Source organism: Streptomyces sp. NPDC101166 (assembly GCF_044768125.1).
In the GTDB taxonomy this organism is placed as follows: Bacteria; Actinomycetota; Actinomycetes; order Streptomycetales; family Streptomycetaceae; genus Streptomyces.
The window spans coordinates 299,530-326,331 of sequence record NZ_JBIWPF010000003.1 but is presented as its reverse complement, the minus strand read 5'-3'; the positions used below and the strand labels follow the sequence as shown (position 1 = coordinate 326,331).

The following is a 26,802-nucleotide window of genomic DNA, read 5'->3' as shown; positions in this document are numbered from 1 at the left end:
GGCGGGCGCTGCTCCGGCGTCTCCCACACGGCCCGCGCGCGACGACGGTGGAACGCACAACGGCGGCTGCCCGGTTCGGGGCAGCCGCCGTTGATCTGCTCAGGGCGGGCGCTACGCCTTACGGAGGCGGAACGTCAGCGTCAGAGCCTCGTCGGTGAACGGAGCGCCGTAGGTGTCGTCCGCCTCGCCCTGGGCGAAGTCCGTGGCGAGGACCTCGTCGGCGATCAGAGCGGCGTGGCCGTTCAGGGCCTCGACGGCCGCCGGGTCCGTCGCCGTCCAGCGGAGCGCGATGCGGTCGGCGACGTCGAGACCGCTGTTCTTGCGGCTCTCCTGGATCAGACGGATCGCGTCACGGGCCAGCCCCGCACGCCGCAACTCCTCGGTGATCTCCAGATCGAGGGCGACCGTCGCACCGGAGTCGGACGCCACCGACCACCCCTCGCGCGGCGTCTCCGTGATGATCACCTCGTCCGGGCCGAGCGTGATCGTCTCGCCGTCGACCTCCACCGACGCCGTGCCCTCGCGCAGCGCGAGGGAGAGCGCGGCCGCGTCGGCGTTGGCGACGGCCTTGGCGACGTCCTGGACGCGCTTGCCGAACCGCTTGCCCAGCGCACGGAAGTTGGCCTTGGCCGTCGTGTCCACCAGGCTGCCGCCCACCTCGGACAGCGAGGCGAGCGACTCGACGTTCAGCTCCTCCGTGATCTGCGAGCGCAGTTCGGGGGAGAGGGCGTCGAAGCCGGCCGCGGCGATCAGGGCGCGCCGCAGCGGCTGGCGGGTCTTGACGCCCGACTCCGCACGCGTGGCGCGGCCCAGCTCCACCAGACGGCGGATGAGCGCCATCTGCCGGGACAGCTCCGGATCGATCGCGGACAGGTCCGCCTCCGGCCAGGAGGACAGGTGCACCGACTCCGGGGCGCCGGGCGTGACCGGTGCGACGAGGTCCTGCCAGACCCGCTCGGTGATGAACGGGGTCAGCGGGGCCATCAGCTTGGTGACCGTCTCCACGACCTCGTGCAGCGTGCGCAGCGCGGACTTGTCGCCCTGCCAGAAGCGGCGGCGCGAGCGGCGCACGTACCAGTTGGACAGGTCGTCGACGAACGCGGAGAGCAGCTTGCCGGCGCGCTGGGTGTCGTAGGCCTCCAGGGACTGCGTCACCTGGTCGGTGAGGGCGTGGAGTTCGGACAGCAGCCAGCGGTCGAGGACGGGCCGCTCGGCGGGCGCCGGGTCGGCCTCGGAGGGGGACCAGCCGGACGTGCGCGCGTACAGGGCCTGGAAGGCGACCGTGTTCCAGTACGTCAGGAGCGTCTTGCGGACGACCTCCTGGATCGTGCCGTGGCCCACGCGGCGGGCCGCCCAGGGCGAGCCGCCGGCCGCCATGAACCAGCGCACCGCGTCCGCGCCGTGCTGGTCCATCAGCGGGATCGGCTGCAGGATGTTGCCCAGGTGCTTGGACATCTTGCGGCCGTCCTCGGCGAGGATGTGGCCGAGGCAGACGACGTTCTCGTAACTGGACTTGTCGAAGACCAGCGTGCCGACCGCCATCAGCGTGTAGAACCAGCCGCGGGTCTGGTCGATGGCCTCGGAGATGAACTGCGCCGGGTAACGGCTCTCGAACAGCTCCTTGTTCTTGTACGGGTAGCCCCACTGCGCGAACGGCATGGACCCCGAGTCGTACCAGGCGTCGATGACCTCCGGCACGCGTGTGGCCGTCTTCCCGCAGCCCTCCTGCGGGCAGCCGAAGGTGACCGCGTCGATGAACGGGCGGTGCGGGTCCAGCTCCGACTGGTCGGCGCCGGTGAGCTCGCTGAGCTCCGCGCGCGAGCCGACGCAGGTGAGGTGGTCGTCCTCGCAGCGCCAGATCGGCAGTGGGGTGCCCCAGTAGCGGCTGCGGGACAGCGCCCAGTCGATGTTGTTGTTCAGCCAGTCGCCGAAGCGGCCGTGCTTGACCGACTCGGGGAACCAGTTGGTCTTCTCGTTCTCCTGGAGCAGACGGTCCTTGACGGCGGTGGTGCGGATGTACCAGGACGGCTGCGCGTAGTAGAGCAGCGCGGTGTGGCAGCGCCAGCAGTGCGGGTAGCTGTGCTCGTACGGGATGTGCTTGAACAGCAGACCGCGCTGCTGGAGGTCCTCGGTGAGCCGTTCGTCGGCCTTCTTGAAGAAGACGCCGCCGACCATGGAGACGTCCGGCGCGAAGGTGCCGTCGGGGAGGACCGGGTTGACCACGGGCAGGCCGTAGGAGCGGCAGACCTTGAGGTCGTCCTCACCGAAGGCGGGGGACTGGTGGACCAGACCGGTGCCGTCCTCGGTGGTCACGTACTCGGCGTTGACGACGAAATGCGCCTCGGCCGGGAACTCCACCAGCTCGAAGGGACGTTGATAGGTCCAGCGCTCCATTTCGGCGCCGGTGAAGGTCTGCCCGGTGGTCTCCCAGCCCTCGCCGAGCGCCTTGGCGAGCAGCGGCTCGGCGACGACGAGCTTCTCCTCGCCGTCGGTCGCGACGACGTAGGCGACCTCGGGGTGCGCGGCCACGGCCGTGTTGGAGACCAGCGTCCAGGGGGTCGTCGTCCACACCAGGAGGGCGGCCTCGCCGGCGAGCGGACCGGAGGTGAGCGGGAAACGGACGTACACGGAAGGGTCGACGACCGTCTCGTAGCCCTGCGCCAGCTCGTGGTCGGACAGGCCGGTGCCGCAGCGCGGACACCAGGGGGCGACGCGGTGGTCCTGGACCAGCAGGCCCTTGCCGAAGATCTCCTTCAGCGACCACCAGACCGACTCGATGTACTCGGGGTCCATCGTGACGTACGCGTCGTCGAGGTCGACCCAGTAGCCCATGCGGGTCGTCAGCTCGGCGAAGGCGTCGGTGTGGCGGAGCACGGACTCGCGGCACTTGGCGTTGAAGTCGGCGATGCCGTAGGCCTCGATGTCCTTCTTGCCGCTGAAGCCCAGTTCCTTCTCGACCGCCAGCTCCACCGGGAGTCCGTGGCAGTCCCAGCCGGCCTTGCGGGCCACGTGATAGCCGCGCATGGTGCGGAAGCGGGGGAAGACGTCCTTGAAGACGCGGGCCTCGATGTGGTGGGCGCCCGGCATGCCGTTGGCGGTGGGCGGGCCCTCGTAGAACACCCACTCGGGGCGGCCCTCGGACTGCTCCAGGCTCTTGGCGAAGATCTTCTGCTCGCGCCAGAAGTCGAGCACGGCGTGCTCGAGGGCGGGCAGGTCGACCTGGGCGGGCACCTGGCGGTACTGCGGCGTTGTCATCGGCGAGCTTCCTCCGGCGGACGTACTGCCTTCCGTCGGAGGGACGAGAGCCTTCTTGCCTGTCTACGCCGTGTGCGGCGCGCTCCCGCGGTACCACCCTCCTTGGCTCTCCGGTGCGTCCTGCACGCCGGCGAGCCCCCTCATTGGGGTCGCGATGCCGGTTCTACTCGCCTGCGGCTGTCGCCCGTGGCTTTCTTCCGGCGGCTCCGGGGTGATGTTCACGTCGCGCTCGCCCCCGGGCTTCCACCGTCCCCGGGTCGCTCTGGGCTGCGTACGCCGCTACTCGTCCCCATCCACGCTTTTCGCTCCGCCCAGTGTACGGCGCGGCGCGGACGACGGCCGACCGGATTTCCGGGGCTGTGGACGAGGCGCGGACCAAGGTCCGATATGACCCGAATGGTGCGATGTGCTGGTCCGGGTCCCGGGACGGCGAACTGGGCGGATTACCTCGCGGGGAGTTGGGCACAACGCATGCAGGTCCGCCGCGCGGCGTGCGCGAGGCGGGCGAATCGGGCGGTGCGCCCCGTTGCCGCGGGACCCAAGTCGATTTATCGTCCCAGCACGATTCGCGCGCAAGATCACAATATGTGAAGGGGCCGCGGCATGGTGGCGAAGAAGACCGCCGTACGGCAGTCGGCGTCCGGCAGATCCGCGGATGCCTCCGGCGGTGTGGCCGGAAACGACGCGCGAGGTGGCGGCGCCACGCGCGCCGTGACGGCGTCCGCTGCTTCGGAGCGCGCCGCCAAGGGGCAGAAAAAGGCGAGTGGGGGCGGCAAGGCGGCCGCGGGGGCGGGAAGGAGCGGGGCGGGGGTGACGGGCTCCGCCGGAGGGAAGAAGGCAGCGGGGCCGGGCAGGACTGCGGCCGGGGGCAAGGCGGCGGACGGCGGAGCGGCTGGGAAGAAGGCGGCGGCCACGGGGGCGGTGCGGAAGACGGCGGTGAAGAGAGCGACGCGTGCGGGGCCGGCCGCCGACGCGGCCACGGTCATGGACACCGCCGCGGAAAGCACCGTGGCGGCGACGCCGGACGCGCGGACGAAGGCGACGGCCAAGAAGAGGACGCTGGCGGCGAAGAAGGCGGCGGTCGCCAAGGAGACCGTGGCCGCCGATCAGACTGCGGTCTCCAAGAAGACGGCTGCGAAGGCGAGTGCTCGCAACGCCGACGCGGCGCGGGCGGGCGGGTCGAGGGAGGCCGCCGGGAAGATCCCCGCGACCGCCGAGGCGAGCGTCACCGCGGACAGGACGGGCGGCGTGACGGAGCGGGGCGCGCGGAGGAAGGCGGCCGAGAAGGCGACGCGGGCGAAGGCCTCCCCGGCCGGGGCCGCGACCGGGACGGCCGACCGCGCGCAGAGCGCGCCCCGCGCTGCCGCCGGCCGTCGTGCTGCGGGCCGTGAGGGAGCGGGGCGGGGTGGTGACGGCGGCGCCGTCGCGGAGGGGGGCGGCGAGCAAGGCGCCGTCAGGAAGAGCAGGGCCAACAAGGCGGGCGCGGCCTCGGCCGCGGAGCAGACGGGAGCCACGACAGTGGTTGCGAAGAAGACTCCTGGCACGGCCACGGCGGCGAAGAACGCCGTTCCCAAGGCACGGCCCGCCGCGGCCGAGGCGGGCGACCTGGCGGTACGCCCCGGTGAGGAGCCGTGGACCCCCAAAGAGGTCGAGGAGGCCCGCGCCGAACTGCAGTCCGAGTTCGATCGGCTGCGCGCGGAGCTCGTCTCCTCCGAGGCGGCCCTCGCGGGTCTCATGCGGGACTCCGGGGACGGCGCCGGCGACGACCAGGCGGACACCGGCACCAAGAACATCACGCGCGAGCACGAACTGGCGCTCGCCGCCAACGCGCGCGAGATGATGATCCAGACCGAGCACGCCCTGGAGCGGCTGGACGCCGGCACCTACGGCCTCTGCGAGAACTGCGGAAAGGCCATCGGCAAGGCCCGGATGCAGGCCTTCCCGCGGGCCACACTGTGCGTGGAGTGCAAGCAGAAACAGGAGCGCCGGTACTGATCGCCTGCCTGCCCAGGGGCGTGCCGTACCCTCGTCCTCAGTCAGGTACCTAGGTTGAGGGACTCACGTGGCAGAGGCGGAGCGCATCATCGGTACGCCGGACACCCCGGAAGCGGCGGGGGGCGAGCCGGAGCAGCCCGACGCGAGCGTCGGAAGCGCCGGCACGCCGGCTCCGGGCGAGGCGTCCGGCGCGGAGGGGGCGGGCGAGGGCTCCGCCGGGCGGCCCCGCGGCAGGCGCCGGATCGCCGTGCTGTTCGGGGTCGCCGCGTTCGCGTACGCCCTCGATCTGATCAGCAAGATGATCGTCGTCGCCAAGCTGGAGCACCACGAGCCGATCGAGATCATCGGGGACTGGCTGCGCTTCGAGGCGATCCGCAACGCGGGCGCCGCCTTCGGCTTCGGCGAGGCCTTCACCGTGATCTTCACGGTGATCGCGGCGGCCGTCATCGTGGTGATCGCCCGGCTCGCCCGCAAGCTGTACAGCCTGCCCTGGGCGATCGCGCTCGGCATGCTGCTCGGCGGTGCGCTCGGCAACCTCACCGACCGGATCTTCCGCGCGCCGGGCGTCTTCGAGGGCGCGGTGGTGGACTTCATCGCCCCGAAGCACTTCGCGGTCTTCAACCTCGCCGATTCGGCGATCGTGTGCGGCGGCATCCTGATCGTGCTGCTGTCGTTCAAGGGCCTCGACCCGGACGGCACCGTCCACAAGGACTGAGCTGCCGGGGAGCCGTCCCGGCCGCCGGGGCGTCCACAGGCGGGGGGTCGTCCACAGGCCCGTGCGGGGCGGTCGCGCCCGTCCGGCATACTCGACGGGTGAGCACGATTCCCGATATCCGTACCCTGCCCGTGCCCGACGGCCTGGAGGGCGAGCGCGTCGACGCCGCCATCTCCCGCATGTTCGGCTTCTCCCGCACCAAGGCGGCCGAGCTCGCCGCCGCGGGGAAGGTCACGGTCGACGGGGCGGTGGTCGGGAAGTCCGAGCGGGTGCACGGCGGCGCCTGGCTGGAGGTCGAGATGCCCCAGGCGCCCGCGCCGGTGCAGGTCGTCGCCGAGCCGGTCGAGGGCATGGAGATCGTGCATGACGACGACGACGTGGTCGTGATCGTCAAGCCGGTGGGCGTGGCCGCGCACCCTTCGCCGGGCTGGACGGGGACGACCGTCATCGGCGGGCTCGCCGCCGCCGGGTACCGCATCTCCACCTCCGGCGCCGCCGAGCGCCAGGGCATCGTGCACCGCCTCGACGTGGGCACGTCCGGGCTGATGGTGGTCGCCAAGTCGGAGTACGCGTACACGTCGCTGAAGCGCCAGTTCAAGGAGCGCACGGTCGACAAGCGGTACCACACGCTGGTCCAGGGCCACCCCGACCCGACCAGCGGCACCATCGACGCGCCCATCGGGCGGCACCCCAACCACGACTACAAGTGGGCGGTCACCGCCGACGGCAAGCCCTCCGTCACCCACTACGACCTCATCGAGGCCTTCCGCGCGGCCTCCCTGCTGGACGTGAAGCTGGAGACGGGCCGCACGCACCAGATCCGCGTCCACATGTCCGCCCACCGCCACCCGTGCGTGGGCGACCTGACGTACGGGGCCGACCCGACGCTCGCCAAGCGGCTGCGCCTGACCCGGCAGTGGCTGCACGCGGTGCGGCTGGGCTTCGAGCACCCCGGCGACGGTCGATGGGCCGAGTTCGCCTGCGGCTACCCCGACGACCTTCAGCAGGCCCTCGACCAGGTCCGCGAGGAGACCTACGGATGAGCGGCACGCCCGCGTACGCGGTGCGCGTCGCCGAGGACCCCGCCGACCGGGAGGCGTGCTTCACGCTCCGCAAGGAGGTCTTCGTCGGGGAGCAAGGCGTCCCCGAGGACATCGAGTACGACGCCTACGACGCCGGCGCGGTGCATGTGCTGGCGGTCCGCGAGGACGGCGTGCCGCTGGGGACCGGGCGGCTGCTGTACGGAGCGGCGGCCGCGGCGAAGACCGCCGACGGCGGCCCGTCGGTGGGCTCGCTGGGGCGGCTCGCCGTCTCCCGGGAGGCACGCGGGCTCGGCGTCGGGGCCGCGCTGGTGCGGGGCATCGAGGAGGCGGCTCGCGCGCGCGGACTGACCGCGGTGGACCTGCACGCGCAGACGCACGCGCTGGGGTTCTACGAACGGCTGGGATACCGGGCGTACGGGCCGGAGTTCCCGGACGCGGGGATGCCGCACCGGGCGATGCGACGCGTGCTGTAACGGCGCTCACGGGTGTCGCGGCGTCGAAACGGGCAAGGCGGTGACAAGCGGGGCGAGCGTGACAGGCTGGAGCCCTGGTTGTTCGTGATCTTCTAGACCGCCGGAGCACTGACCGTGGATCAGCTGGCCCTGCTGTTCGTCCTTCTGCTCGGGGCCGTGGTGAGCGTCCCGCTGGGAGACCGGTGGGGGCTGCCCGCGCCGGTCCTGATGACGTTGCTGGGGATCGTCCTGGCGGTCCTCGACTTCGTGCCCAACGTGAACGTCCCGCCCGGTCTGATCCTGCCGCTGCTGTTGCCGCCCCTGCTCTACGCGGCGGTGCGGCGGACCTCCTGGCGGCAGTTCACGGCCAACAAACGGCCGATCTTCCTGCTCGCCGTCGCGCTGGTGTTCGTCACGATGGCGTGCGTGGCCACCGTGGCCCACGCGATCGTGCCGGGGCTGCCGCTCGCCGCCGCCTTCGCGCTCGGGGCGCTGGTCGCGCCGCCGGACCCGGTCGCCGCCACCGCGGTGGCCGGACAGCTGGGGCTGCCGCGCCGGCTGGTGTCCATCCTGGAGGGCGAGGGGCTCTTCAACGACGTCACGGCCATCGTGCTGTACCACGTGGCGATCGCGGCCGTCGTCAGCGGAACCTTCTCACCGTGGCAGGCGGGGCTGGACCTGGTGCTGTCCGCCGTGGTGGCGGTGGCCGTGGGCGTCGCGCTCGGGTGGGGCGCGAACAAGCTGATGGACCTGCTCGGGGACGCCACCCTGCAGATCGGGATGACGCTCCTCGTGCCCTACGCCTCCTATGTGATGGCGGAGGAGTTCCACGGCTCCGGGGTGCTCGCGGTGCTCACCACCGCGCTGTTCCTCGCGGAGTACGCCACCGATCCCGACGACGTGATGACCCGGCTGGCCGGCCACACCTTCTGGGACATCGTCGACACCCTGGTCACCGGTGTCGCGTTCGGGCTGATCGGGCTGGAGCTGCACAACGCGATCCGCACGGCGTCCGGGCGGTGGGGGGAGATGCTGGGGTGGGCGGCGGCCGTGCTGGTCGTCGTCGTGCTGGTCCGGCTGATGTGGCTGCTGCCGGCCACCTGGCTCACCCAGCGGATGCACGCCAAGCGGGACCACGACGAGGACATCCCGATGACCTGGCGGGAGACCGTGGTCATGTGGTGGGCCGGTATGCGGGGTGTGGCCTCGGTGGCGCTGGCGCTCGCCATCCCGCTGGAGACCGACCTGGGGGCGGGCTTTCCCAAACGGGACGAGATCGTGTTCATCGCCTTCGGGGTGATCATGGGGACGCTGGTGCTCCAGGGGCTGACGCTGCCGTGGCTGGTGCGGCGGCTGGGGGTGCAGGCCGACACGGGCCGGGAGAAGGAGTTCGAGAAGCAGCTCGCGGTGCGCGCGGCGAAGGCGGCGAAGCGCCGGCTGCGGGAGATCGAGGCGGAGGAGGAACTGCCGGAGGAGCTGTCGGAGCAGATGGTGCGCAGGGCCTTCGACATCGGACTGCGGATCAGTCCGGACATGGGGGAGGACGAGCGGCGCGAGGGGCACGAGCACCGGGTGCGGCGGCTGAAGCGGGTGCGCCGGATCCAGGGGGAGATGCTCAGCGCGGCCCGGCACGAGGTGGTCGCCGCGCGCAGCGAGCCGGGGGCGGACCCCGAGATCGTGGACCGCGTGCTCCGGCACCTCGACGTGCGCAGTCTGAAGTGAACTCCCGCCCGCGTGAGGTGACCGGCGGGTTCGTTCTTCGTGGCGGGGTTGTGAACCGGCCCTGAGGGGGGCGGGGGCGACCTTAGGGTCGGGGACATGGCACGCAACGTAGTGATCAGTGGCGGAGGTACGGGCATCGGGCTCGCCGCGGCGCGGAGCTTCGCGGCGGACGGGGATCGGGTGCTGCTGCTCGGGCGGCGCCGCGAGGTGCTGGAGAAGGCGGGGGTGGACGGAGCGCTCACCTACGCCGCGGACCTCGCGGAGCCCGACGAGGTGCGGCAGGTGGCGCTGTTCGTCGAGGAGACCCTCGGCACGGTGGACGTGCTCGTCCACGGGGCCGGCGGGACCGGGCAACTGGAGCCGCAGCCCGACAGCGACGATCCCCTCGACCGGGTCGCGTACGACTGGACCGTCAACTTCCGGCTCAACACCCTCACCGCGGCCCTGCTCACGGAGGCGCTGAAGGACCGGCTGGCCCGGCCGGGCGGGCGGGTGCTGTTCGTCAGCTCGATCGCCGCCTACCGGGGCTCCGGAAGCGGAGCGTACGGCGGCGCCAAGGCCGCGCTGCATCCGTACGCGCACGATCTGGCCCGTCGGCTCGGACCGGAGGGCGTCACCGTGAACGTCGTCGCGCCCGGATACGTCGAGGACACCGAGTTCTTCGGCGGGGCCATCGACGAGGAGCGGCGGGAGCGGCTCGTGGCGCAGACGCTGAACGGACGCGCCGCGACGCCCGGGGACGTGGCCGCCACACTGCGCTGGCTGGCCTCCCCGGGCGCCGGACACGTCACTTCGCAGATCGTGCAGGTCAACGGCGGCGCGGAGCGCGGACATTGAGGACCCACGAGGAGCCCTCGGTTCAGCGATCCGCCCCCGACGGTTCATGGGCGCGCCGCTGACGCGGGGGCGTCTTGTCGAGGCCCGTCGCACCGTCGTGTGACGCCTCGCCCTGCGGGGAGCCGGGCGGCAGCGGGGCGTCCGCGGTGCTGACGCGGGGCAGCGCGTAGGGGTGCTCCTCGGTCAGCCAGCGGATCATCCGCTCGCGGACGGTGACCCGGATCGTCCAAATGTCGTCCGAGTCCTTCGCCGTTACCAGAGCCCTGACCTGCATGGTGCTCGGGGTGGTGTCCGTGACGTCCAGGCCGTAGGCGCGGCCGTCCCAGGCCGGGGACTCCCGCAGGATGTCCCGCAGCTTCTCGCGCATCGCGTCGAGCGGGGCCGAGTGGTCGACGTGCCAGTAGACGATGCCCGTCATCTGCGGTGTGCCGCGCGACCAGTTCTCGAACGGGTTGGACGTGAAGTACGAGACCGGCATGGTGATCCGGCGCTCGTCCCAGGTCCGCACGGTCAGGAAGGTCAGGGTGATCTCCTCGACCGTGCCCCACTCGCCGTCCACGACCACCGTGTCGCCGATGCGCACCATGTCGCCGAAGGCGATCTGCAGCCCGGCGAACAGGTTGCTGAGCGTGGACTGCGCGGCGACACCGGCGACGATGCCGAGGATTCCGGCCGAGGCCAGCAGCGAGGCGCCCGCGGCGCGGAACGCCGGGAACGTCAGCAGCATCGCCGCCGCGGCCACCACGCCGACGACGGCGGAGACCACCCGCATGATCAGCGACACCTGGGTGCGCACCCGCCGCACCCGGGCCGCGTCGCGGTGCATGCGCGCGTAGCGGCTGTACGAGGTCTCGACGACGGCGCCGGCGATCCTGATCACCAGCCAGGCGGCCGCGCCGATCAGCGTCAGCGTCAGCGTCCGGCCGACCGCGGCCTGGTGCTCCTGGAGCAGACGTGCCTCGTCGTACGATCCTCTCAACAACGCCGCGCACAGCACGAGCTGGTACGGGATCCGGCCACGGCGCAGCAGACCCCACAAGGGGGTCTCGGGGTGCCGTTGGTCGGCTTTGGACAACAGTCGGTCGGTGGCCCAGCCGATGAACAACGTCAGCAGGACCGAACCCCCGACCACGATCACGGGGCGGAGCAGGTTCTCCATGCCTTGGCGCGTAACCGGCTCGGCCGGACCTTGAACATGTGCCTTTTGTGAAGAGTCCCACGTGCCGTGCTGCGAGGGGCGGCTCAGGAGGCGTTGTCAGTGGCTACTGGCACGATGGCCTCATGAACATCATGCTCTTCCATTCGACCTATGGACTGCGCCCCGCGGTGCGTGCGGCGGCGGACCGGCTGCGTGCCGCCGGGCACGAAGTGTGGGCCCCGGACCTGTTCGACGGGCATACGTTCGACACGGTCGAGGAGGGCATGGCCCACAACGAGGGCATCGGCAAGGACGAGCTGCTGAGGAGAGCGGTCCTGGCCGCCGCGCCCTACTCCGACCGGGGCCTGGTCTACGCCGGGTTCTCGCTCGGCGCGTCCGTGGCGCAGACCCTCGCCCTCGGCGACGCCAAGGCGCGCGGCCTGCTGCTCCTGCACGGCACCTCCGACCTCGCGCCCAACGCCTCGGTGGACGAGCTGCCGGTGCAGCTGCACGTGGCGGAGCCGGACCCGTTCGAGCCGGACGACTGGCTGAGCGCCTGGTACCTGCAGATGGGCCGCGCGGGGGCCGACGTGGAGGTCTACCGGTACGCGGGGGCCGGCCACCTCTACACCGACCCCGGTCTCCCCGACTACGACGCCGAGGCCGCCGAGGCCACCTGGCGGGTGGCGCTCGGCTTCCTCGACACGCTGTAGCGGCCGTGACCGGCCGTCACACGGGGTCGTACGTCCGCTCGACCTTCTGCGTACCGCTGCGCGTGCGGTACGAGCGGGACCACGCGGAGGTCGCGTCGGCCCGTGTGCGGTCGGACAGGACGTAGTAGTCCATCTGCGCGCGCTCGGCCGTGATGTCGAGCACGCCGTAGCCGTGCCGGTCGGTGTCCACCCAGTGGACGTGGCGGTTGGTGGCCTGGACCAGCGGCGCGGCGACCGCGGCGACGGTGCCCTCGGGGACCTTGGCGATGTCGTCGAGGTTGTCGGAGGTCACCGAGGTGACCACGAACTCCGTGGCGGCCGAGGCGGACAGCGGATAGGTCCCGGCGTTCACGGGCACGTCGTTGGCCCAGGCCATGTGGATGTCGCCGGTGAGGAAGACGGTGTTGCGGATGGCGTTGGACCGCAGGTGGGCGAGGACTTCGCGGCGGTCGTCGGTGTAGCCGTCCCACTGGTCGGTGTTGAGGGCGAGGCCCTCCTGGGGCAGGCCGAGCAGCTTGGCGAGCGGCCTGAGCAGGGACGCCGGGAGCGCGCCGAGGGCCAGGGGCGAGATCATCACGGAGTTGCCGACGAGCCGCCAGGTGGTGTCGGACGCCGTCAGCCCCGCCTTGAGCCAGTCGAGCTGGGCCCGGCCGGTGAGCGTGCGCTCCGGGTCGTCGACGTGACCGTCACCGAACTTGACCTGCTGGGAGCGGAAGGAGCGCAGGTCCAGCAGGGAGAGGTCGGCGAGCTTGCCGAAGCGCAGCCGGCGGTAGGTGGTGCCGGCGAGCGCGGGGCGGACTGGCATCCACTCGAAGTAGGCCTGCTTGGCGGCCGCCTGACGGCTCGCCCAGCTGCCCTCCGCGCCCTCGGTGTGGTTCTCCGCGCCGCCCGACCAGGTGTCGTTGGCGATCTCGTGGTCGTCCCAGATGGCGATGACCGGCGCCTTGGCGTGCAGGGCCTGGAGATCGGGGTCCGTCTTGTACCGGGCGTGCCGGGTGCGGTAGTCGGCCAGCGTGAGGATCTCGTGCGTGGGCGCGTGCGGCCGTACGACGGTGCCGCGCGCGCAGTACTCGCCGGTGCCGTACTCGTAGATGTAGTCGCCGAGGTGCAGCCAGGCGTCGAGGTCGCCGCGGGCGGCGAGATGGCGGTAGGAGGAGAAGTAGCCGGCCTCCCAGTTGGCGCAGGAGACCACGCCGAAGCGCAGGTTCGCCACCGACGCCTGGGCCGCCGGCGCGGTGCGGGTGCGCGCCGCCGGCGAGTCGGTCCCGCCGGCCGAGAAGCGGAACCAGTAGTCGGTGGCCGGGGAGAGGCCGCGCACGTCGGCCTTGACGGTGTGGTCGGAGGCCGCGGTCGCGGTCACGGAGCCCTTGGCCACGACGCGCGTGAGCGCCCTGTCCTCGGCGACGATCCATTCGACCTCGGTGTCCGGGCCGAGCCCGGAGCCGGGTATGGCCTCGGCGGTGGGCGTCACCCTGGTCCACAGCAGGATCCCGTCGGGCAGCGGGTCCCCGGAGGCGACGCCGTGCAGGAAGGCCGGGGTCTGTGCGGCGGCCCGGGCGGGCAGCGCGGCGGCGAGCGGCCCGGCCAGCACGGCGGTGGCGGCCGCGGCCTTGACGACCGTACGGCGGCGCGGGGCGAGGGAGGCGGCGCCTTCAACGGGCGCGGAGGAGCTCTCAGTTGATCTGTATCGACTGGTCACAGGCGATCAGATTACTGACCAGTACGCCAAAGAGCGGGCGAACTGCCGAAAGTTCGCCCGCTCTTGGGTTGCGCGTCAGCCCTTGAGGGCCTTGGTGAGCGCCGTGTTGAAGTCCTCGACCGTCATCGGCGCGTTCTGGCCGCCCGGGCCGGTCATCGTCTTGCCGTCCAACTTCAGCGTCGGCGTGCCCTTCACCCCGCTGTCGTCGAACGTCTTGGACATCTCCAGGGCCCACTTGTCGAAGGTGCCGTTCTTCACGGCGTCCTGGAACTTCTTGTTGCCCTTCAGGGCGGGAACGGTGTCCGCGACCTTGATCAGGTAGCTGTCGTCCTTGAACTTGTCGTCGCTCTCCTCGGGGTGGTACTTCGCCGAGTAGAGCGCGGTCTTGTACTCCAGGAAGGCTTCCGGGCTGACGTTCAGCGCGGCGCCCAGGGCGCTCAGCCCGTTCTTGGAGCCCTCGCCGCCGAGGCCGTTGTCGAGGAAGGTGGCGCCGACGAACTGGATCTTGTACTTGCCGGCGTCGTAGTCGGCCTTGACCGTCGCGCCGACGGTCTGCTCGAACTGGGCGCAGACCGGGCAGCGCGGGTCCTCGTACATGGTGAGGGTGTTCTTGGCGCTGCTCTTGCCCATGACGACGGTCGTGCCGTTCGCGCCGGTGGTGTTGGCCGGCTTGACCAGCTTGGCGTCCTTGGCCTCTTCCCAGTAGCCCGGCTTGTTGGCCTGGACGACGGCGTAACCTATGCCGCCGGCCAACGCCAGCACGCCGACGGCCGACAGGGCCACGATGACCTGCCGCTTGACCTTGGCCCGCTTGGCCTCGCGCTCGCGTTCGACGCGCAGCCGCTCCCGCGCCGCCGTCTTCGCCGCCTGGGTGTTCCGCTTGCTCATATGGGTGTTCTCCTGTGGGACGCGCACGACACGGGTGCGCGGAATACGTGTGTGGGGACTTGGTCGTGCTCAGACGAGGGCGGCCCGGCGCGGTGGGCCGCGGCGTCCCAGGGAGTGCACGAGGATCCGTTCGCGGGCGGTGGCCGCACGGTGCGCGGGCCGCGGCAGGCGGCGGGCCGCCGGGGCACGTCGTACGGTCACGGCGGAGACGGCCAGCAGCAGCGGCCGGAACGTCGTCGCGGCGGCCGCCCGCAGCAACTGGGCCAGCGCCCGCTCGCCCCGGCGCAGATAGGCGGCCGCGACGGACCCGACGACGACATGGGCGCCGAGGAGCAGCCACGCGGTGGCCGGGTCGGCGTGCGCGAGCACCCCGCCCAGCCTGGCGGGGTCGGCGCCGGCGACCTCGGCCAGCGGCGCGCCGACGCGGGTGCCGTCGCCGCACAGCACGTCCCAGCCGACGGAGGCCAGCGGGCCGGCGACGGGGCCGCCCGCCCGGCCGTAGCAGACGTGCTGGCCGGTGGTGAAGACCGTGTCGGCCGCCAGCTCCAGCGGGATCAGCAGCGCGGCGATCCGCCCGAAGCCGCACTCGCGGCCGGCGAGGGCGTAGGCCAGGGCGAACACGGCGGCCGCGACGGCGGCCACCGTGTTGAGCGGCAGCGGGGCCCGGGACAGCAGGACGTGCGACGCGGTGCTGAGCGTCACGACGAAGGCCGTGAACAGCGCCGCGCGTACGGCTCTGAGTCGGGTCCCGGATATGTCCATGGCGCTGGAAAGTGTGTCACGCGGTGCGGTAAGGGACCGCTAAAGGGTCCCCGTCGGAGCCCTATTCGTTATGGACGGGGCGAGGACTTCCGTCACAGCCCCGGGATCCGGCCGTTGCGGAACAGGTCGACGAAGATCTGGTGGTCCGCACGCGCGCGTGCGCCGTAGGAGTGCGCGAAGTCGACCAGGAGCGGCGCGAAGCCGTCCTCGTCGGCCGCGATGGCCGCGTCGATCGCCCGCTCGGTGGAGAACGGCACCAGCGACTCGCCGGAGGTGTCGTCCGCCGCCGCGTGCATCGTGGCCGTGGCCCGGCCCAGGTCGGCGACGACGGCCGCGATCTCCTCCGGGTCGTCGATGTCGCCCCAGTCGAGGTCCACCGCGTACGGCGAGACCTCGGCGACCAGCTGGCCCGCCCCGTCCAGCTCGGTCCAGCCCAGCCACGGGTCCGCGTGCGCCTGCAGGGCGCGCTGGGAGATCACCGTGCGGTGGCCCTCGTGCTGGAAGTAGTCGCGGATCGCCGGATCGGTGACATGGCGGGAGACCGCCGGGGTCTGGGCCTGCTTGATGTAGATCACGACGTCGTTCTCCAGGGCGTCGCTGTGACCCTCCAGCAGGATGTTGTACGACGGCAGGCCCGCCGAGCCGATGCCGATGCCCCGGCGGCCCACGACGTCCTTGACCCGGTAGGAGTCCGGGCGCGCCAAGGACGTCTCCGGCAGCGTCTCCAGATAGCCGTCGAAGGCCGCCAGCACCTTGTAGCGCGTGGCCGCGTCCAGCTCGATGGCGCCGCCGCCCGGCGCGAAGCGGCGCTCGAAGTCACGGATCTCGGTCATCGAGTCCAGCAGCCCGAAGCGGGTCAGGGAGCGGGCCACCCGCAGCGCGCCGAGCAGCGGGCCGTCGGCCGTGTCCAGCGTGAACGGCGGCACCTCGTCACGCTTGGCGCCGCCGGCCAGCGCGTGCACGCGCTCGCGGTACGCGCCCGCGTACACCTCCACCAGCTCGGTGATCTGCTCGTCCGACAGCGCCTTCGCGTAGCCGACGAGCGCGATGGAGGCGGAGAACCGCTTCAGGTCCCAGGTGAACGGGCCGACGTACGCCTCGTCGAAGTCGTTGACGTTGAAGATCAGACGGCCCTGGGAGTCCATGTAGGTGCCGAAGTTCTCCGCGTGCAGATCGCCGTGGATCCACACGCGCGAGGTGCGCTCGTCCAGGTACGGACCGCTGAACTCCCGGCCGTCGCCGCGCCCGGGGTTCTCCCGGTCCAGGTCGTGGTAGAAGAGGCACGCCGTGCCCCGGTAGAAGGCGAAGGCCGACGCGGCCATCTTGCGGAACTTCACGCGGAACGCGGCCGGGTCGGCGGCCAGGAGCGCGCCGAAGGCGGTGTCGAAGACGGCGAGGATCTCCTCGCCGCGAGGCTCGTCGTTGAGCTGCGGAACCGACATCGCGGGGTGCCTCCTGGTGCATGACATGGACGACAGCGTCTCTGTCGTCGTGCAACGTGCGGCCGCGCGCGGAAGTGCCCGCGACCCGCTGAGAAGGTACGCGGGGGAGCCGCCGGAGTGTCACCGCCGAGGCATAGACTTCGACGCTGTCCCCCTTGGGGGTCCTTGCGCTATGCCCGTCCGGGTCGCGCGCCCTGGCACCGCACCTCGCCGCGTTGCCGAAGCCTCCTGGTAGCTCCGCTGCCAGGAGGCTCCGGCGCCTTGCGATGCACGGCACCGGATCACGCGCCCTGAGCGGACGCTCATAGCGCAAGGACCCCCCGGGCTGCCCGCAGCCTGTCGTCGAGTTTCCCGCCTGGAGGCCGAGCCGTGTCAAAGCCGCCGTTCACGCACCTGCACGTCCACACCCAGTACTCGCTGCTGGACGGTGCCGCGCGGCTCAAGGACATGTTCGACGCGTGCAACGAGATGGGCATGACCCACATCGCGATGTCCGACCACGGCAACCTGCACGGGGCGTACGACTTCTTCCACTCCGCGAAGAAGGCCGGGGTCACCCCGATCATCGGCATCGAGGCGTACGTCGCGCCCGAGTCGCGCCGCAACAAGCGCAAGATCCAGTGGGGCCAGCCGCATCAGAAGCGCGACGACGTGTCAGGTTCGGGCGGATATACGCACAAAACAATCTGGGCGGCCAACGAGACGGGACTGCACAACCTCTTCCGGCTCTCCTCGGACGCCTACGCCGAGGGCTGGCTGCAGAAGTGGCCCCGCATGGACAAGGAGACCATCTCCCAGTGGTCGGAGGGCCTCATCGCCTCCACCGGCTGCCCCTCGGGAGAGCTCCAGACCCGGCTGCGCCTCGGCCAGTTCGACGAGGCGCTGAAGTCGGCCGCCGAGTACCAGGACATCTTCGGCAAGGACCGCTACTTCCTGGAGCTGATGGACCACGGCATCGAGATCGAGCACCGGGTCCGCGACGGCCTGCTGGAGATCGGCAAGAAGCTCGGCATCCCCCCGCTGGTCACCAACGACTCGCACTACACGTACGCGCACGAGGCGACCGCCCACGACGCGCTGCTGTGCATCCAGACCGGCAAGAACCTCTCCGACCCCGACCGCTTCCGGTTCGACGGCACCGGCTACTACCTGAAGTCCACGGACGAGATGTACGCCATCGACTCCTCGGACGCCTGGCAGGAGGGCTGCCGCAACACGCTCCTGGTGGCCGAGCAGATCGACACCACCGGGATGTTCGAGGCCAAGAACCTCATGCCCAAGTTCGACATCCCCGAGGGCTACACCGAGGTCACCTGGTTCAAGGAGGAGGTCCGCCGCGGCATGGAGCGCCGCTTCCCGGACGGCATCCCCGAGGACCGCCAGAAGCAGGTCGAGTACGAGATGGACGTCATCATCCAGATGGGGTTCCCGGGGTACTTCCTCGTCGTCGCGGACTTCATCATGTGGGCCAAGAACAACGGCATCGCGGTCGGCCCCGGCCGAGGTTCCGCCGCCGGTTCGATCGTGGCCTACGCCATGGGCATCACCGACCTCGACCCGATCCCGCACGGCCTGATCTTCGAGCGGTTCCTCAACCCCGAGCGCGTCTCCATGCCCGATGTCGACATCGACTTCGACGAGCGCCGGCGCGTCGAGGTGATCCGGTACGTGACCGAGAAGTACGGCGCCGACAAGGTCGCCATGATCGGCACCTACGGCAAGATCAAGGCCAAGAACGCGATCAAGGACTCCGCGCGCGTGCTGGGCTACCCGTACGCGATGGGCGACCGCCTCACCAAGGCGATGCCCGCGGACGTCCTCGGCAAGGGCATCGACCTCAACGGCATCACCGACCCCTCGCACCCGCGCTACAGCGAGGCGGGCGAGATCCGCGGGATGTACGAGAACGAGCCGGACGTGAAGAAGGTCATCGACACCGCCAAGGGCGTCGAGGGCCTGGTCCGGCAGATGGGCGTCCACGCCGCCGGCGTGATCATGTCCAGCGAGACCATCACCGAGCACGTCCCCGTGTGGGTGAGGCACACCGACGGCGTGACCATCACCCAGTGGGACTACCCGAGCTGTGAGTCGCTCGGCCTGCTGAAGATGGACTTCCTCGGCCTGCGCAACCTCACGATCATGGACGACGCCGTCAAGATGGTGAAGTCCAACAAGGGCGTCGACCTGGAGCTGCTGAGCCTCCCGCTGGACGACCCCAAGACCTTCGAACTGCTCCAGCGCGGCGACACCCTCGGCGTCTTCCAGTTCGACGGCGGACCCATGCGCTCGCTGCTGCGGCTGATGAAGCCCGACAACTTCGAGGACATCTCCGCCGTCTCCGCGCTCTACCGTCCGGGCCCGATGGGCATGGACTCCCACACCAACTACGCGCTGCGCAAGAACAAGCTCCAGGAGATCACCCCCATCCACAAGGAGCTCGAAGAGCCCCTCAGGGAGGTCCTGGACGTCACCTACGGCCTGATCGTCTACCAGGAGCAGGTGCAGAAGGCCGCCCAGATCATCGCCGGGTACTCGCTCGGCGAGGCCGACATCCTGCGCCGTGTGATGGGCAAGAAGAAGCCCGAGGAACTGGCGAAGAACTTCGTCCTGTTCCAGAAGGGCGCCCGCGACAAGGGCTACAGCGACGAGGCGATCCAGGCCCTGTGGGACGTGCTGGTCCCGTTCGCCGGCTACGCGTTCAACAAGGCGCACTCCGCCGCGTACGGCCTGGTGTCCTACTGGACCGCCTACCTCAAGGCGAACTACCCCGCCGAGTACATGGCGGCGCTGCTCACCTCGGTCAAGGACGACAAGGACAAGTCCGCGATCTACCTCAACGAGTGCCGCCGCATGCGCATCAAGGTGCTCCCGCCGAACGTCAACGAGTCCATGTCCAACTTCGCCGCCCAGGGCGACGACGTGATTCTCTTCGGCCTCTCCGCCGTGCGCAACGTCGGCACCAACGTCGTCGAGTCGATCATCAAGTGCCGCAAGGCGAAGGGGAAGTACAGCTCCTTCCCCGACTACCTCGACAAGGTCGACGCGGTCGTGTGCAACAAGCGCACCACGGAGTCGCTGATCAAGGCCGGGGCCTTCGACACGATGGGCCACACCCGCAAGGGCCTCACCGCGCAGTACGAACCGATGATCGACAACGTGGTCGCGGTCAAGCGCAAGGAGGCCGAGGGACAGTTCGACCTCTTCGGCGGCATGGGCGAGGAGCAGAGCAGCGAGCCCGGCTTCGGTCTCGACGTGCAGTTCACCGACGACGAGTGGGACAAGACGTACCTGCTCGCGCAGGAGCGCGAGATGCTCGGCCTGTACGTCTCCGACCACCCGCTGTTCGGCCTGGAGCACGTGCTGTCCGACAAGGCGGACGCGGGCATCTCCCAGCTCACCGGCGGTGACTTCGGCGACGGCGCGGTCGTCACCATCGGCGGCATCATCTCCGGCCTCCAGCGCAAGATGACCAAGCAGGGCAACGCCTGGGCGATCGCCACCGTCGAGGACCTCGCGGGCTCCATCGAGTGCATGTTCTTCCCCGCGACCTACCAGCTCGTGTCGACCCAACTCGTCGAGGACGCCGTGGTCTTCGTCAAGGGACGCCTCGACAAGCGGGAGGACGTGCCGCGGCTGGTCGCGATGGAGCTGATGGTCCCCGACCTGTCCAACGCGGGCGCCAACGCGCCCGTGGTGCTCACCATCCCGGCCGTGAAGGTCACCCCGCCGATGGTCAGCCGCCTCGGCGAGATCCTCAGCCATCACAAGGGCGACAGCGAGGTCCGCATCAAGCTCCAGGGTCCCACCAAGACGACGGTGCTGCGCCTGGACCGGCACCGGGTCAAGCCCGACCCTGCGCTCTTCGGCGATCTGAAGGTGCTGCTCGGCCCGTCCTGTCTGGCCGGCTGACCGCGGCGCGGTCGCGGTGACACACCGAGGGGCGCATCCTGCGACGGATGCGCCCCTCGGTGTGTGAAGACGTCAGTTGTGGCCGAAACGCTTCTGCCGGCCCTTGTGCGCCGAGTCGCCGGGTGTCGGCTGCGCGAGGTGCGGTTCGCTCTGCGTCTCCAGGGAAGGCTGCTGGGCCTCCTGCCGACCGCGCTGGGACTGGGGCTGCTTACGCTCACGGTTCTTGTTCTTGGCCATGGGGATCTGCCTCCTTCGAGGGTTGGGGCCAGGGCCGCGACCAGATTCACATAGCCCGACTTACACCGCATGTCGGATAATTACCGTCTGTGACAGGCTTGGTCGGAGCGTCCCGCCCCGAAACGCCACGCCGAAGATCGAGTTCGGGCCGTTAACCCTCGCGCCGTCGGGCAGACTCGAAGCAAGCCCGAAGCAAACCTCCCGGAAAGAGGGTGAGTCGTGTGGACCGCTGCATCGTCCTGGTGGACGCCGGGTATCTGCTGGGGGCCGCCGCGAGTCTCCTCGCCGGGGAGCCCTCGCGGTCCCGGATCACCGTCGACCACTCCGCGCTCGTCCAGGGACTGCGCGAACAGGCCGAGTCCGACACGGAACGCCCCCTGCTGCGCATCTACTGGTTCGACGGCGCCCCCGACCGCGTCCCCCAGCCCGAGCACCGCCGGCTGCGCGTGATGCCCCGGGTCACCGTCCGCCTGGGCGCCCTGACCCGCAGCGACGGCCGCTGGGCGCAGAAGGGCGTCGACGCCGCCATGCACGCCGAGCTGACCGAACTGGCCCGCAACCGCGCCTGCTCCGACGTCGTCCTGGTCACCGGCGACGGCGATCTGCTGCCGGGCATGATGGCAGCCAAGGAGCACGGAGTCGCCGTCCACCTGTGGGCCGTCCAGGCCGCCGACGGCGACTACAACCAGTCCGAGGACCTGGTCGCCGAGGCCGACGAACGGCGCGTCCTGGATCGTACGTGGATCACCAAGGCGGTGCGCGCCAAGGACCACGGCGGGGTCTGCGCGCCTCCGCCCGCGCCCCGGCCCGAGATCGCCGCGATCCTCTCCGCGCCGCTGCCCGACTCCGGCCTCGCCCCCGCCGGCGAACGGCCCGCCGAGGAGGGCGAGCGCGTGCCCGCGCCCCCCGCCTCCGAGAACGGCGCACAGGAACGCCTCCCCACGCCGAAGGGCGTCCCCACCCCCAAGGACCTCGCCGCGCTGCGCACCCCCGGCGCCCAGGCCGTCCAGCACCCCACGACGGCGACCCTGCGCTGGTCCTCCGACAAGGGCTGGGTGGACCGGCCCGGTGTCGCCGCCGAACCGGCCGAAGCCTCCTCCATGCCGACGCTCGCCCAGCTCACCACGGCCGAGCAGCGGTGGGCCGACCGCGAGGAGGACATCACCACCGTCGGCGGCGACCCCTTCGAGGTCGGGCAGGTCTTCGCCCGGCGCTGGACGGACCGCCTCGGCGACCAGAGCCATCTGCAGAAGCTGTCCGGCATGTACCCGCGCATCCCCCACCGCGTCGACGGCGAACTCCTGCGCTACGCGGCGCGCTTCGGCCTGCTCGCCCACAAGGACGACCAGATCGACGAACACGACCGCTACGCCATCCGGGCGGGCTTCTGGCGAGAGGTCGACATCCGCACGGCAGCGGAACGAAGCCCGGCCGCCGACTGAGCGGCGCACCGCGAACTCGCGGGGCGTGGACGCCGTGGAGTGGCCGGAGGGGGCGGCTGGGACGCCCCCGAGGGGGAGCGGGGGGTGCCGACCCCGTAGTCTCGTCCCTTGTGAGTACGCGCGCGGCATCGGCACCTCGGCACCGGCATGAGGTCGTGTGTGCCGTGCGCGACCTGACCAAGACCTATCCGGCGGTGCGCGGGCGGCGCGGATCATCCCCCGCCACACCGGAGGTCCGCGCCACCGACGACGTACGGCTGGAGGTCCGGCGCGGCGAGATCTTCGGGCTGCTCGGGCCGAACGGAGCCGGCAAGTCCACCCTCGTCCGCCAGGTCACCGGGCTGATGCGCCCCGACACGGGCAGCGTGGAGATCCTCGGCCACGACATCGTGCGCCACCCCGAGCGGGCCGCCCGGCTCCTCGCCTACCTGGGCCAGGAGTCCACCGCGCTCGACGAACTCACCGTCTCCCTCGCCGCCGAGACCACCGGACGCCTGCGCGGCCTCGACGTCGGGCAGGCCCGCCGGGAGCGGGACGACGTCCTCGACGAACTGGGGCTCACCCCGCTCGCCGGCCGGCCGCTGCGCAAACTCTCCGGCGGTCAGCGCCGGCTGGCCTGCTTCGCGACCGCCCTGGTGGGGGAGCGGCCCCTGCTGGTGCTGGACGAGCCGACCACCGGCATGGACCCCGTCGCCCGGCGCGCCGTGTGGTCCGCCGTGGACCGCCGACGCGCCGAGCGCGGGACCACCGTCCTGCTCGTCACCCACAACGTCATCGAGGCCGAGACCGTCCTCGACCGGGTCGCCGTCCTCGACCGGGGTCGCGTCATCGCCTGTGACACGCCGTCCGGGCTGAAGGAACGCGTCGCCGGCGAGGTGCGGGTGGAACTGGTGTGGCGGGAGCGGCCCCCACTGGACGTGCCCGAGGTCGCCGCGCTGCGCGAGCGGGCGCTGGAGGCCGGGCGCCGCTGGACGCTGCGGCTGGCCCCGGAGGAGGCCCGCGCGATCGTCGCCACCGTCACCGGTGGGGCCGCCTTCGCCGCCCTGGACGACTTCACCCTCGCCACGCCGAGCCTGGAGGACGTCTACCTGGCGCTCGGCGGCGCCGCCCGCCAAGGGCTGGTGAGGGTGTGAGCACACAGGCCGCGGGCACCGGCGCCACGGCGACCGGGTTGAGCACGACAGCCACGGCATCCGTACCGAACAGGACGACTGGCGGAGTGGACTTTCGAGAGGGAGAGCAGCGCGACGTGAGTGTCGTACCCGCAGAGGTTCTGCCGAACAGCGTCCTGGCCGTGGACGGGCAGCCGGCCCGGGAGGCGGCCGAGCTCGGCCCGCGGGCCCGGCTGTGGCCGTCGCTCGCGGCCGTCTACCGGGCGCAGCTGTCCCGCGCGCGCGTGGCGCGCATCCCGCTGCTGTTCGTGGCGACCTTCCAGTCGGTCGGCATCCTGATCATGATGCGCGGGGTCGTCGACGGCGGACGCGAGGCGCAGGCCGTGGTCGCCGGCTCGGCGGTCCTCGTCGTCGCCTTCGTCGCGCTGAACCTGCTCGCCCAGTACTTCGGCCAGCTGCGGGCGAGCGGGGGCCTGGACCACTACGCGACCCTCCCGGTGCCGCCCGCGGCGGTCGTGCTGGGCGCGGCGGGCGCGTACGCGTCCTTCACCGTCCCGGGGACGCTGGTGACGGCCCTCTTCGGCTGCGCGCTGTTCGGACTGCCGGTGGCCCACCTGTGGGTGCTGGCGCTGGTGATCCCGCTCGCGGGCGCCGCGCTGTCCGGGCTCGGCGCGGCCTTCGGGCTGCTCGCGCCCCGGCCCGAGCTGGCCACCGTGCTCGGTCAGCTCGGCATGTCCGCGGCGCTGCTGCTCGGCGTGCTGCCGCCCGACCGGATGCCGGAGGCGGTCCGCTTCGCCCGCGACCTGCTGCCCTCCACCTACGGCGTCGAGGCCTTCGCGCGGACCTTCCGGACCAGCCCCGACTGGGCCTTCGTCCTCGGCGACCTCGCGGTGTGCGCCGGTGTCGGCGTCATCTCGCTGGCCGTCGCGACCTGGGCGTACCGCCGGGCCGCCGTCCGATGACGCGTCCCACCGGCTCGCCTGGCACGATGTCAGGGTGACCGCACCGCTGACTCCCCCTCCGCCCCCGCACGACCCGTCCGCGCACGAGGCCTGGCCCCCGCCGGGCGGGCATCCTCAGTATCCGGGCGCGGCGGCCCCCGTCTCGTACGGGCAGGACGGCCCGGGCATGAAGACCGAGCTGCGGGAAGCCGCCGTGGTCACCGTCGCGGTAGCGGTGGCCGGTCTGGTCCTCGGTCTGCTGTGGGTGTGGCTCGCGCCGCGGCTGCCGCTGGTCGGCGGCGTGCTGGACGGCCGCTGGGTGGTCTATCCGGCCGACGCCGAGGGCGAACAGGCCGCGGGCGCGGACGGGACGTTCACGCTGCTGGCGTTGGCCTGCGGCGCGCTGAGCGCGCTCGCGGTCTTCCTGTGGCGGCGGCGCGGCGGAGTGCCCCTGGTCGTCGCGCTGGCCGTGGGCGCTTTCCTCGCCTCGCTCGTGGCGTGGCGGCTCGGGATATGGCTCGGCCCGGCCCAGGACGTCATCGCGTCCGCGAAGGCGGCGGGCCAGGGCAAGACGTTCTCCGGCCCGCTGAAGCTCACCGCGAAGGGCGCCTGGCTGGCCTGGCCGGTGGCCGCGCTCCTGGTCCACCTGGCCCTCACCGCCCTGTTCGGCCCCCGCGACCCGGAGCCGTACCCCCAGGCGCCGCCCCCGAAGGCCCCCGCAGCCGGCCCCGCCGAGCCGGCCGAGTAGCGCTCAGCCCCACAGCCGAGGGCGGCCCGCCCGGCCACGCAGGCCTGTCCTGTCGCGGAGGCCCGCCCGGATCAAGCACGGCCCGCCCGGCCACGGAGGCCCGCCCAGCCACGGAGGCAGGCCCGGCCAGGGAGGCCTGTCCGGATCACGCGCGGCCTGTCCGGCCAGGGAGGGCCCGCCCAGTCACGGAGGCCCGTCCGGATCACGCGCGGCCCGCCCGGTTAGGGAGGTGCGTCCGGCCAGGGGTCCGCCCGGGCCACGGAGGCCCGCGCATCAAGCGCGACCCGCCCGGCCATGGCCCCCCCCCGGGCACGGAAACCCCGCCCGCCCAGAGGCCCGCCCGGGCACGGGGGCCCGTCCGGATCACGCGCGGCCCGCCCCGTTGGGGAGGCCCGTCCGGCCAGAGGCCCGCCCGGCCACGGAGGTCCGCTCGGATCAGGCGCGGCCGATCGGGCCCGCCCGGGCCGCGGAGGTCCGCTCGGATCAGGCGCGGCCGATCGGTGCCAGCACCGCGTCGGTGAGTTCGGCGAGTGCGGTGGGGGACAGCTCGACCTCCAGGCCCCGCCGGCCCGCCGAGACGCACACGGTGGCGTGGGCCTTCGCCGAGTCGTCGAGCACCGTGGGCAGCCGCTTGCGCTGGCCCAGGGGCGAGATGCCGCCGCGCACATAGCCCGTGGTGCGCTCCGCGAGAGCGGGGTCCGCCATGGCGGCGCGTTTGCCGCCGACCGCCGCGGCGAGCGCCTTCAGGTCCAGCGAGCCCGCGACTGGGACCACCGCGACGGTCAGCGCGCCGTCCACGTCCGCGACGAGCGTCTTGAAGACCCGGTCGGGCGAGACGCCCATCGCCTCGGCCGCCTCCTCGCCGTAGGAGGGGTGGCCCGGGTCGTGGTCGTAGGAGTGGACCGTGAAGTCCACGCCCGCGGCCGACAGGGCCACCGTGGCGGGTGTCCCGCCGGCCTGCTGGGTCTTCCTGGCCTTCTTCGCCATGCCTGCCTTCCGTCCGTCAGTTCAGGCTCGTCGGCCCGCGGGTCAGCTCCGCGGCGGGCAGCGAGGGCAGGCTGCGCAGGATCGCCGTCTCCGCGCGCAGGAGCTCCAGCTCGTCGCGCAGCCGGGAGGCGGTGTCCGGGGCCTGGAGCAGCCGCTGCTTGGCCGGGGTGTCCAGCATCATCGCGGCGGCCACCAGGTACGACACCACCGACGGCTCGTCCGGCAGGTCCGCGCCGGTGGCCAGCGAGCGCTCCCGTGCGCCCGCCAGCCGCTTCTGGTACTGGCGGAAGGCCCGCAGCACGCCCTCGGCGAGCGCGCCGGCCTCGTCGCCCTGCTCCTCCGGCAGTTCCTCCAGCTCCGCCGTCAGGAACGCCCCCGACGCCTCCACCGACACGAGCCGCGCCCGGGAGGTCCCGGTCGCCAGCACCTCGAAGGTGCCGTCGGCCCGTTCCCGGATCGTCGCCGCGTCGGCCACGCAGCCCACGCCGTGGAACGCCCGGGCCGGATCGTCGCCGAAGCCGGCCGCGGGGCCCCGCTCGGGGGCGGCCGTCGGATCGGGCATGCCGGGGGAGCTGGGCGCGACTTCGTGGCCGTCGCGGATGGCGACGACGGCGAAGCGGCGCGGTTCCTCCTCGGGCGTCTTCAGCAGATCGCGCATCAAGGCGCGATAGCGCTCCTCGAAGACGTTGAGCGGGAGGACTAGCCCCGGGAACAGGACCGAGTTCAGGGGGAAGAGCGGCAGCCGGACGGTGGTCACGGCGCAGA

The 26,802-nt window shown here is 71.8% G+C and carries 21 protein-coding genes; 12 read left to right on the top strand and 9 right to left on the bottom strand.

The window, feature by feature from the left end; translation table 11 throughout:
* Nucleotides 1-111: 111 nt before the first annotated feature.
* Entirely contained in the window at nt 112-3,255 is a 3,144-nt protein-coding gene (gene ileS, locus ACIRS4_RS08310; RefSeq protein ID WP_404191796.1) for an isoleucine--tRNA ligase, read from the bottom strand.
* A 603-nt stretch (nt 3,256-3,858) separates the two neighbouring features.
* Between ileS and ACIRS4_RS08305 the strand changes: the two genes are divergently transcribed.
* The 6 genes from ACIRS4_RS08305 to ACIRS4_RS08280 all read left to right on the top strand — a co-directional run bounded on the left by ACIRS4_RS08305 (nt 3,859) and on the right by ACIRS4_RS08280 (nt 10,019).
* Nucleotides 3,859-5,250: a TraR/DksA C4-type zinc finger protein gene (locus tag ACIRS4_RS08305; protein ID WP_404191793.1), complete on the top strand. Its 1,392-nt coding sequence runs from the start codon at nt 3,859-3,861 to the stop codon at nt 5,248-5,250.
* A 67-nt stretch (nt 5,251-5,317) separates the two neighbouring features.
* A complete protein-coding gene (gene lspA, locus ACIRS4_RS08300) occupies nt 5,318-5,965 on the top strand; it encodes a signal peptidase II (RefSeq protein ID WP_404191790.1) in 648 nt (215 codons plus the stop codon).
* Between the two features lie 98 nt (nt 5,966-6,063).
* A complete protein-coding gene (locus ACIRS4_RS08295; protein WP_404191786.1) occupies nt 6,064-7,008 on the top strand; it encodes an RluA family pseudouridine synthase in 945 nt (314 codons plus the stop codon).
* Nucleotides 7,005-7,481, top strand: coding sequence for a GNAT family N-acetyltransferase (locus ACIRS4_RS08290; protein WP_404191783.1), 477 nt, complete (start codon nt 7,005-7,007; stop codon nt 7,479-7,481). The genes ACIRS4_RS08295 and ACIRS4_RS08290 overlap by 4 nt, the downstream gene beginning before the upstream one ends.
* Before the next feature lie 114 nt (nt 7,482-7,595).
* Nucleotides 7,596-9,182, top strand: coding sequence for a Na+/H+ antiporter (locus ACIRS4_RS08285; protein ID WP_404191780.1), 1,587 nt, complete (start codon nt 7,596-7,598; stop codon nt 9,180-9,182).
* A gap of 96 nt (nt 9,183-9,278) precedes the next feature.
* The gene (locus ACIRS4_RS08280; protein WP_404191778.1) at nt 9,279-10,019 is read left to right on the top strand and encodes an SDR family NAD(P)-dependent oxidoreductase; all 741 of its coding nucleotides are present in this window, start codon (nt 9,279-9,281) and stop codon (nt 10,017-10,019) included.
* Between the two features lie 22 nt (nt 10,020-10,041).
* Here the strand turns inward: ACIRS4_RS08280 and ACIRS4_RS08275 are convergent, their stop codons facing one another.
* Nucleotides 10,042-11,178, bottom strand: coding sequence for a mechanosensitive ion channel family protein (locus tag ACIRS4_RS08275; RefSeq protein WP_404191775.1), 1,137 nt, complete (start codon nt 11,176-11,178; stop codon nt 10,042-10,044).
* Nucleotides 11,179-11,300: 122 nt separating this feature from the next.
* On the opposite strand from ACIRS4_RS08275, the gene ACIRS4_RS08270 reads away from it, so the two are divergent.
* Nucleotides 11,301-11,870 carry a dienelactone hydrolase family protein gene (locus ACIRS4_RS08270; protein WP_404191772.1) on the top strand — a complete coding sequence of 190 codons (570 nt, stop codon included), beginning with the start codon at nt 11,301-11,303 and terminating at the stop codon, nt 11,868-11,870.
* Between the two features lie 16 nt (nt 11,871-11,886).
* On the opposite strand, the gene ACIRS4_RS08265 is transcribed toward ACIRS4_RS08270, so the two are convergent.
* From ACIRS4_RS08265 to ACIRS4_RS08250, 4 genes are all read right to left on the bottom strand, one after another.
* Complete coding sequence (locus ACIRS4_RS08265; protein ID WP_404191769.1) at nt 11,887-13,569, bottom strand: alkaline phosphatase D family protein; 1,683 nt, start codon at nt 13,567-13,569, stop codon at nt 11,887-11,889.
* A 75-nt stretch (nt 13,570-13,644) separates the two neighbouring features.
* Nucleotides 13,645-14,457, bottom strand: coding sequence for a thioredoxin domain-containing protein (locus tag ACIRS4_RS08260; protein ID WP_404191766.1), 813 nt, complete (start codon nt 14,455-14,457; stop codon nt 13,645-13,647).
* Nucleotides 14,458-14,526: 69 nt separating this feature from the next.
* Nucleotides 14,527-15,219: a hypothetical protein gene (locus ACIRS4_RS08255; RefSeq protein ID WP_404191763.1), complete on the bottom strand. Its 693-nt coding sequence runs from the start codon at nt 15,217-15,219 to the stop codon at nt 14,527-14,529.
* A gap of 92 nt (nt 15,220-15,311) precedes the next feature.
* The gene (locus ACIRS4_RS08250) at nt 15,312-16,661 is read right to left on the bottom strand and encodes a DUF2252 domain-containing protein (protein WP_404191760.1); all 1,350 of its coding nucleotides are present in this window, start codon (nt 16,659-16,661) and stop codon (nt 15,312-15,314) included.
* 369 nt (nt 16,662-17,030) lie between these two features.
* On the opposite strand from ACIRS4_RS08250, the gene dnaE reads away from it, so the two are divergent.
* Nucleotides 17,031-20,570 (top strand): DNA polymerase III subunit alpha, encoded by a 3,540-nt coding sequence (dnaE, locus tag ACIRS4_RS08245; RefSeq protein ID WP_404191757.1) that lies wholly within the window; start codon nt 17,031-17,033, stop codon nt 20,568-20,570.
* Nucleotides 20,571-20,642: 72 nt separating this feature from the next.
* On the opposite strand, the gene ACIRS4_RS08240 is transcribed toward dnaE, so the two are convergent.
* Nucleotides 20,643-20,807 carry a hypothetical protein gene (locus ACIRS4_RS08240; protein ID WP_165430298.1) on the bottom strand — a complete coding sequence of 55 codons (165 nt, stop codon included), beginning with the start codon at nt 20,805-20,807 and terminating at the stop codon, nt 20,643-20,645.
* Between the two features lie 221 nt (nt 20,808-21,028).
* Between ACIRS4_RS08240 and ACIRS4_RS08235 the strand changes: the two genes are divergently transcribed.
* The 4 genes from ACIRS4_RS08235 to ACIRS4_RS08220 all read left to right on the top strand — a co-directional run bounded on the left by ACIRS4_RS08235 (nt 21,029) and on the right by ACIRS4_RS08220 (nt 25,050).
* Complete coding sequence (locus ACIRS4_RS08235) at nt 21,029-22,249, top strand: NYN domain-containing protein (protein ID WP_404191754.1); 1,221 nt, start codon at nt 21,029-21,031, stop codon at nt 22,247-22,249.
* Nucleotides 22,250-22,404: 155 nt separating this feature from the next.
* Nucleotides 22,405-23,382, top strand: a complete 978-nt coding sequence (locus tag ACIRS4_RS08230; protein WP_404191751.1) for an ABC transporter ATP-binding protein — start codon at nt 22,405-22,407, stop codon at nt 23,380-23,382.
* Between the two features lie 116 nt (nt 23,383-23,498).
* On the top strand, nt 23,499-24,323 hold the full coding sequence (locus ACIRS4_RS08225; RefSeq protein ID WP_404191748.1) for an ABC transporter permease: 825 nt from the start codon (nt 23,499-23,501) through the stop codon (nt 24,321-24,323).
* A 34-nt stretch (nt 24,324-24,357) separates the two neighbouring features.
* Complete coding sequence (locus ACIRS4_RS08220) at nt 24,358-25,050, top strand: AAA family ATPase (protein WP_404191746.1); 693 nt, start codon at nt 24,358-24,360, stop codon at nt 25,048-25,050.
* Between the two features lie 483 nt (nt 25,051-25,533).
* Here ACIRS4_RS08220 and ybaK read toward each other — a convergent pair whose 3' ends face one another.
* Nucleotides 25,534-26,037: a Cys-tRNA(Pro) deacylase gene (gene ybaK, locus ACIRS4_RS08215; protein ID WP_404191743.1), complete on the bottom strand. Its 504-nt coding sequence runs from the start codon at nt 26,035-26,037 to the stop codon at nt 25,534-25,536.
* A 16-nt stretch (nt 26,038-26,053) separates the two neighbouring features.
* A complete protein-coding gene (locus ACIRS4_RS08210) occupies nt 26,054-26,794 on the bottom strand; it encodes an LON peptidase substrate-binding domain-containing protein (protein WP_404191740.1) in 741 nt (246 codons plus the stop codon).
* Nucleotides 26,795-26,802 lie beyond the last annotated feature (8 nt).

What these genes read in the sequence shown, in the direction of transcription:
- ACIRS4_RS08270 (WP_404191772.1), top strand. Translation starts at nt 11,301, where the DNA reads ATGAACATCATGCTCTTCCATTCGACCTATGGACTGCGCCCCGCGGTG.
- ACIRS4_RS08240 (WP_165430298.1), bottom strand. Translation starts at nt 20,807, where the DNA reads ATGGCCAAGAACAAGAACCGTGAGCGTAAGCAGCCCCAGTCCCAGCGC.
- ACIRS4_RS08290 (WP_404191783.1), top strand. Translation starts at nt 7,005, where the DNA reads ATGAGCGGCACGCCCGCGTACGCGGTGCGCGTCGCCGAGGACCCCGCC.
- ACIRS4_RS08305 (WP_404191793.1), top strand. Translation starts at nt 3,859, where the DNA reads ATGGTGGCGAAGAAGACCGCCGTACGGCAGTCGGCGTCCGGCAGATCC.
- ACIRS4_RS08255 (WP_404191763.1), bottom strand. Translation starts at nt 15,219, where the DNA reads ATGGACATATCCGGGACCCGACTCAGAGCCGTACGCGCGGCGCTGTTC.
- ACIRS4_RS08250 (WP_404191760.1), bottom strand. Translation starts at nt 16,661, where the DNA reads ATGTCGGTTCCGCAGCTCAACGACGAGCCTCGCGGCGAGGAGATCCTC.
- ACIRS4_RS08260 (WP_404191766.1), bottom strand. Translation starts at nt 14,457, where the DNA reads ATGAGCAAGCGGAACACCCAGGCGGCGAAGACGGCGGCGCGGGAGCGG.
- ACIRS4_RS08280 (WP_404191778.1), top strand. Translation starts at nt 9,279, where the DNA reads ATGGCACGCAACGTAGTGATCAGTGGCGGAGGTACGGGCATCGGGCTC.
- ybaK (WP_404191743.1), bottom strand. Translation starts at nt 26,037, where the DNA reads ATGGCGAAGAAGGCCAGGAAGACCCAGCAGGCCGGCGGGACACCCGCC.
- ileS (WP_404191796.1), bottom strand. Translation starts at nt 3,255, where the DNA reads ATGACAACGCCGCAGTACCGCCAGGTGCCCGCCCAGGTCGACCTGCCC.
- ACIRS4_RS08275 (WP_404191775.1), bottom strand. Translation starts at nt 11,178, where the DNA reads ATGGAGAACCTGCTCCGCCCCGTGATCGTGGTCGGGGGTTCGGTCCTG.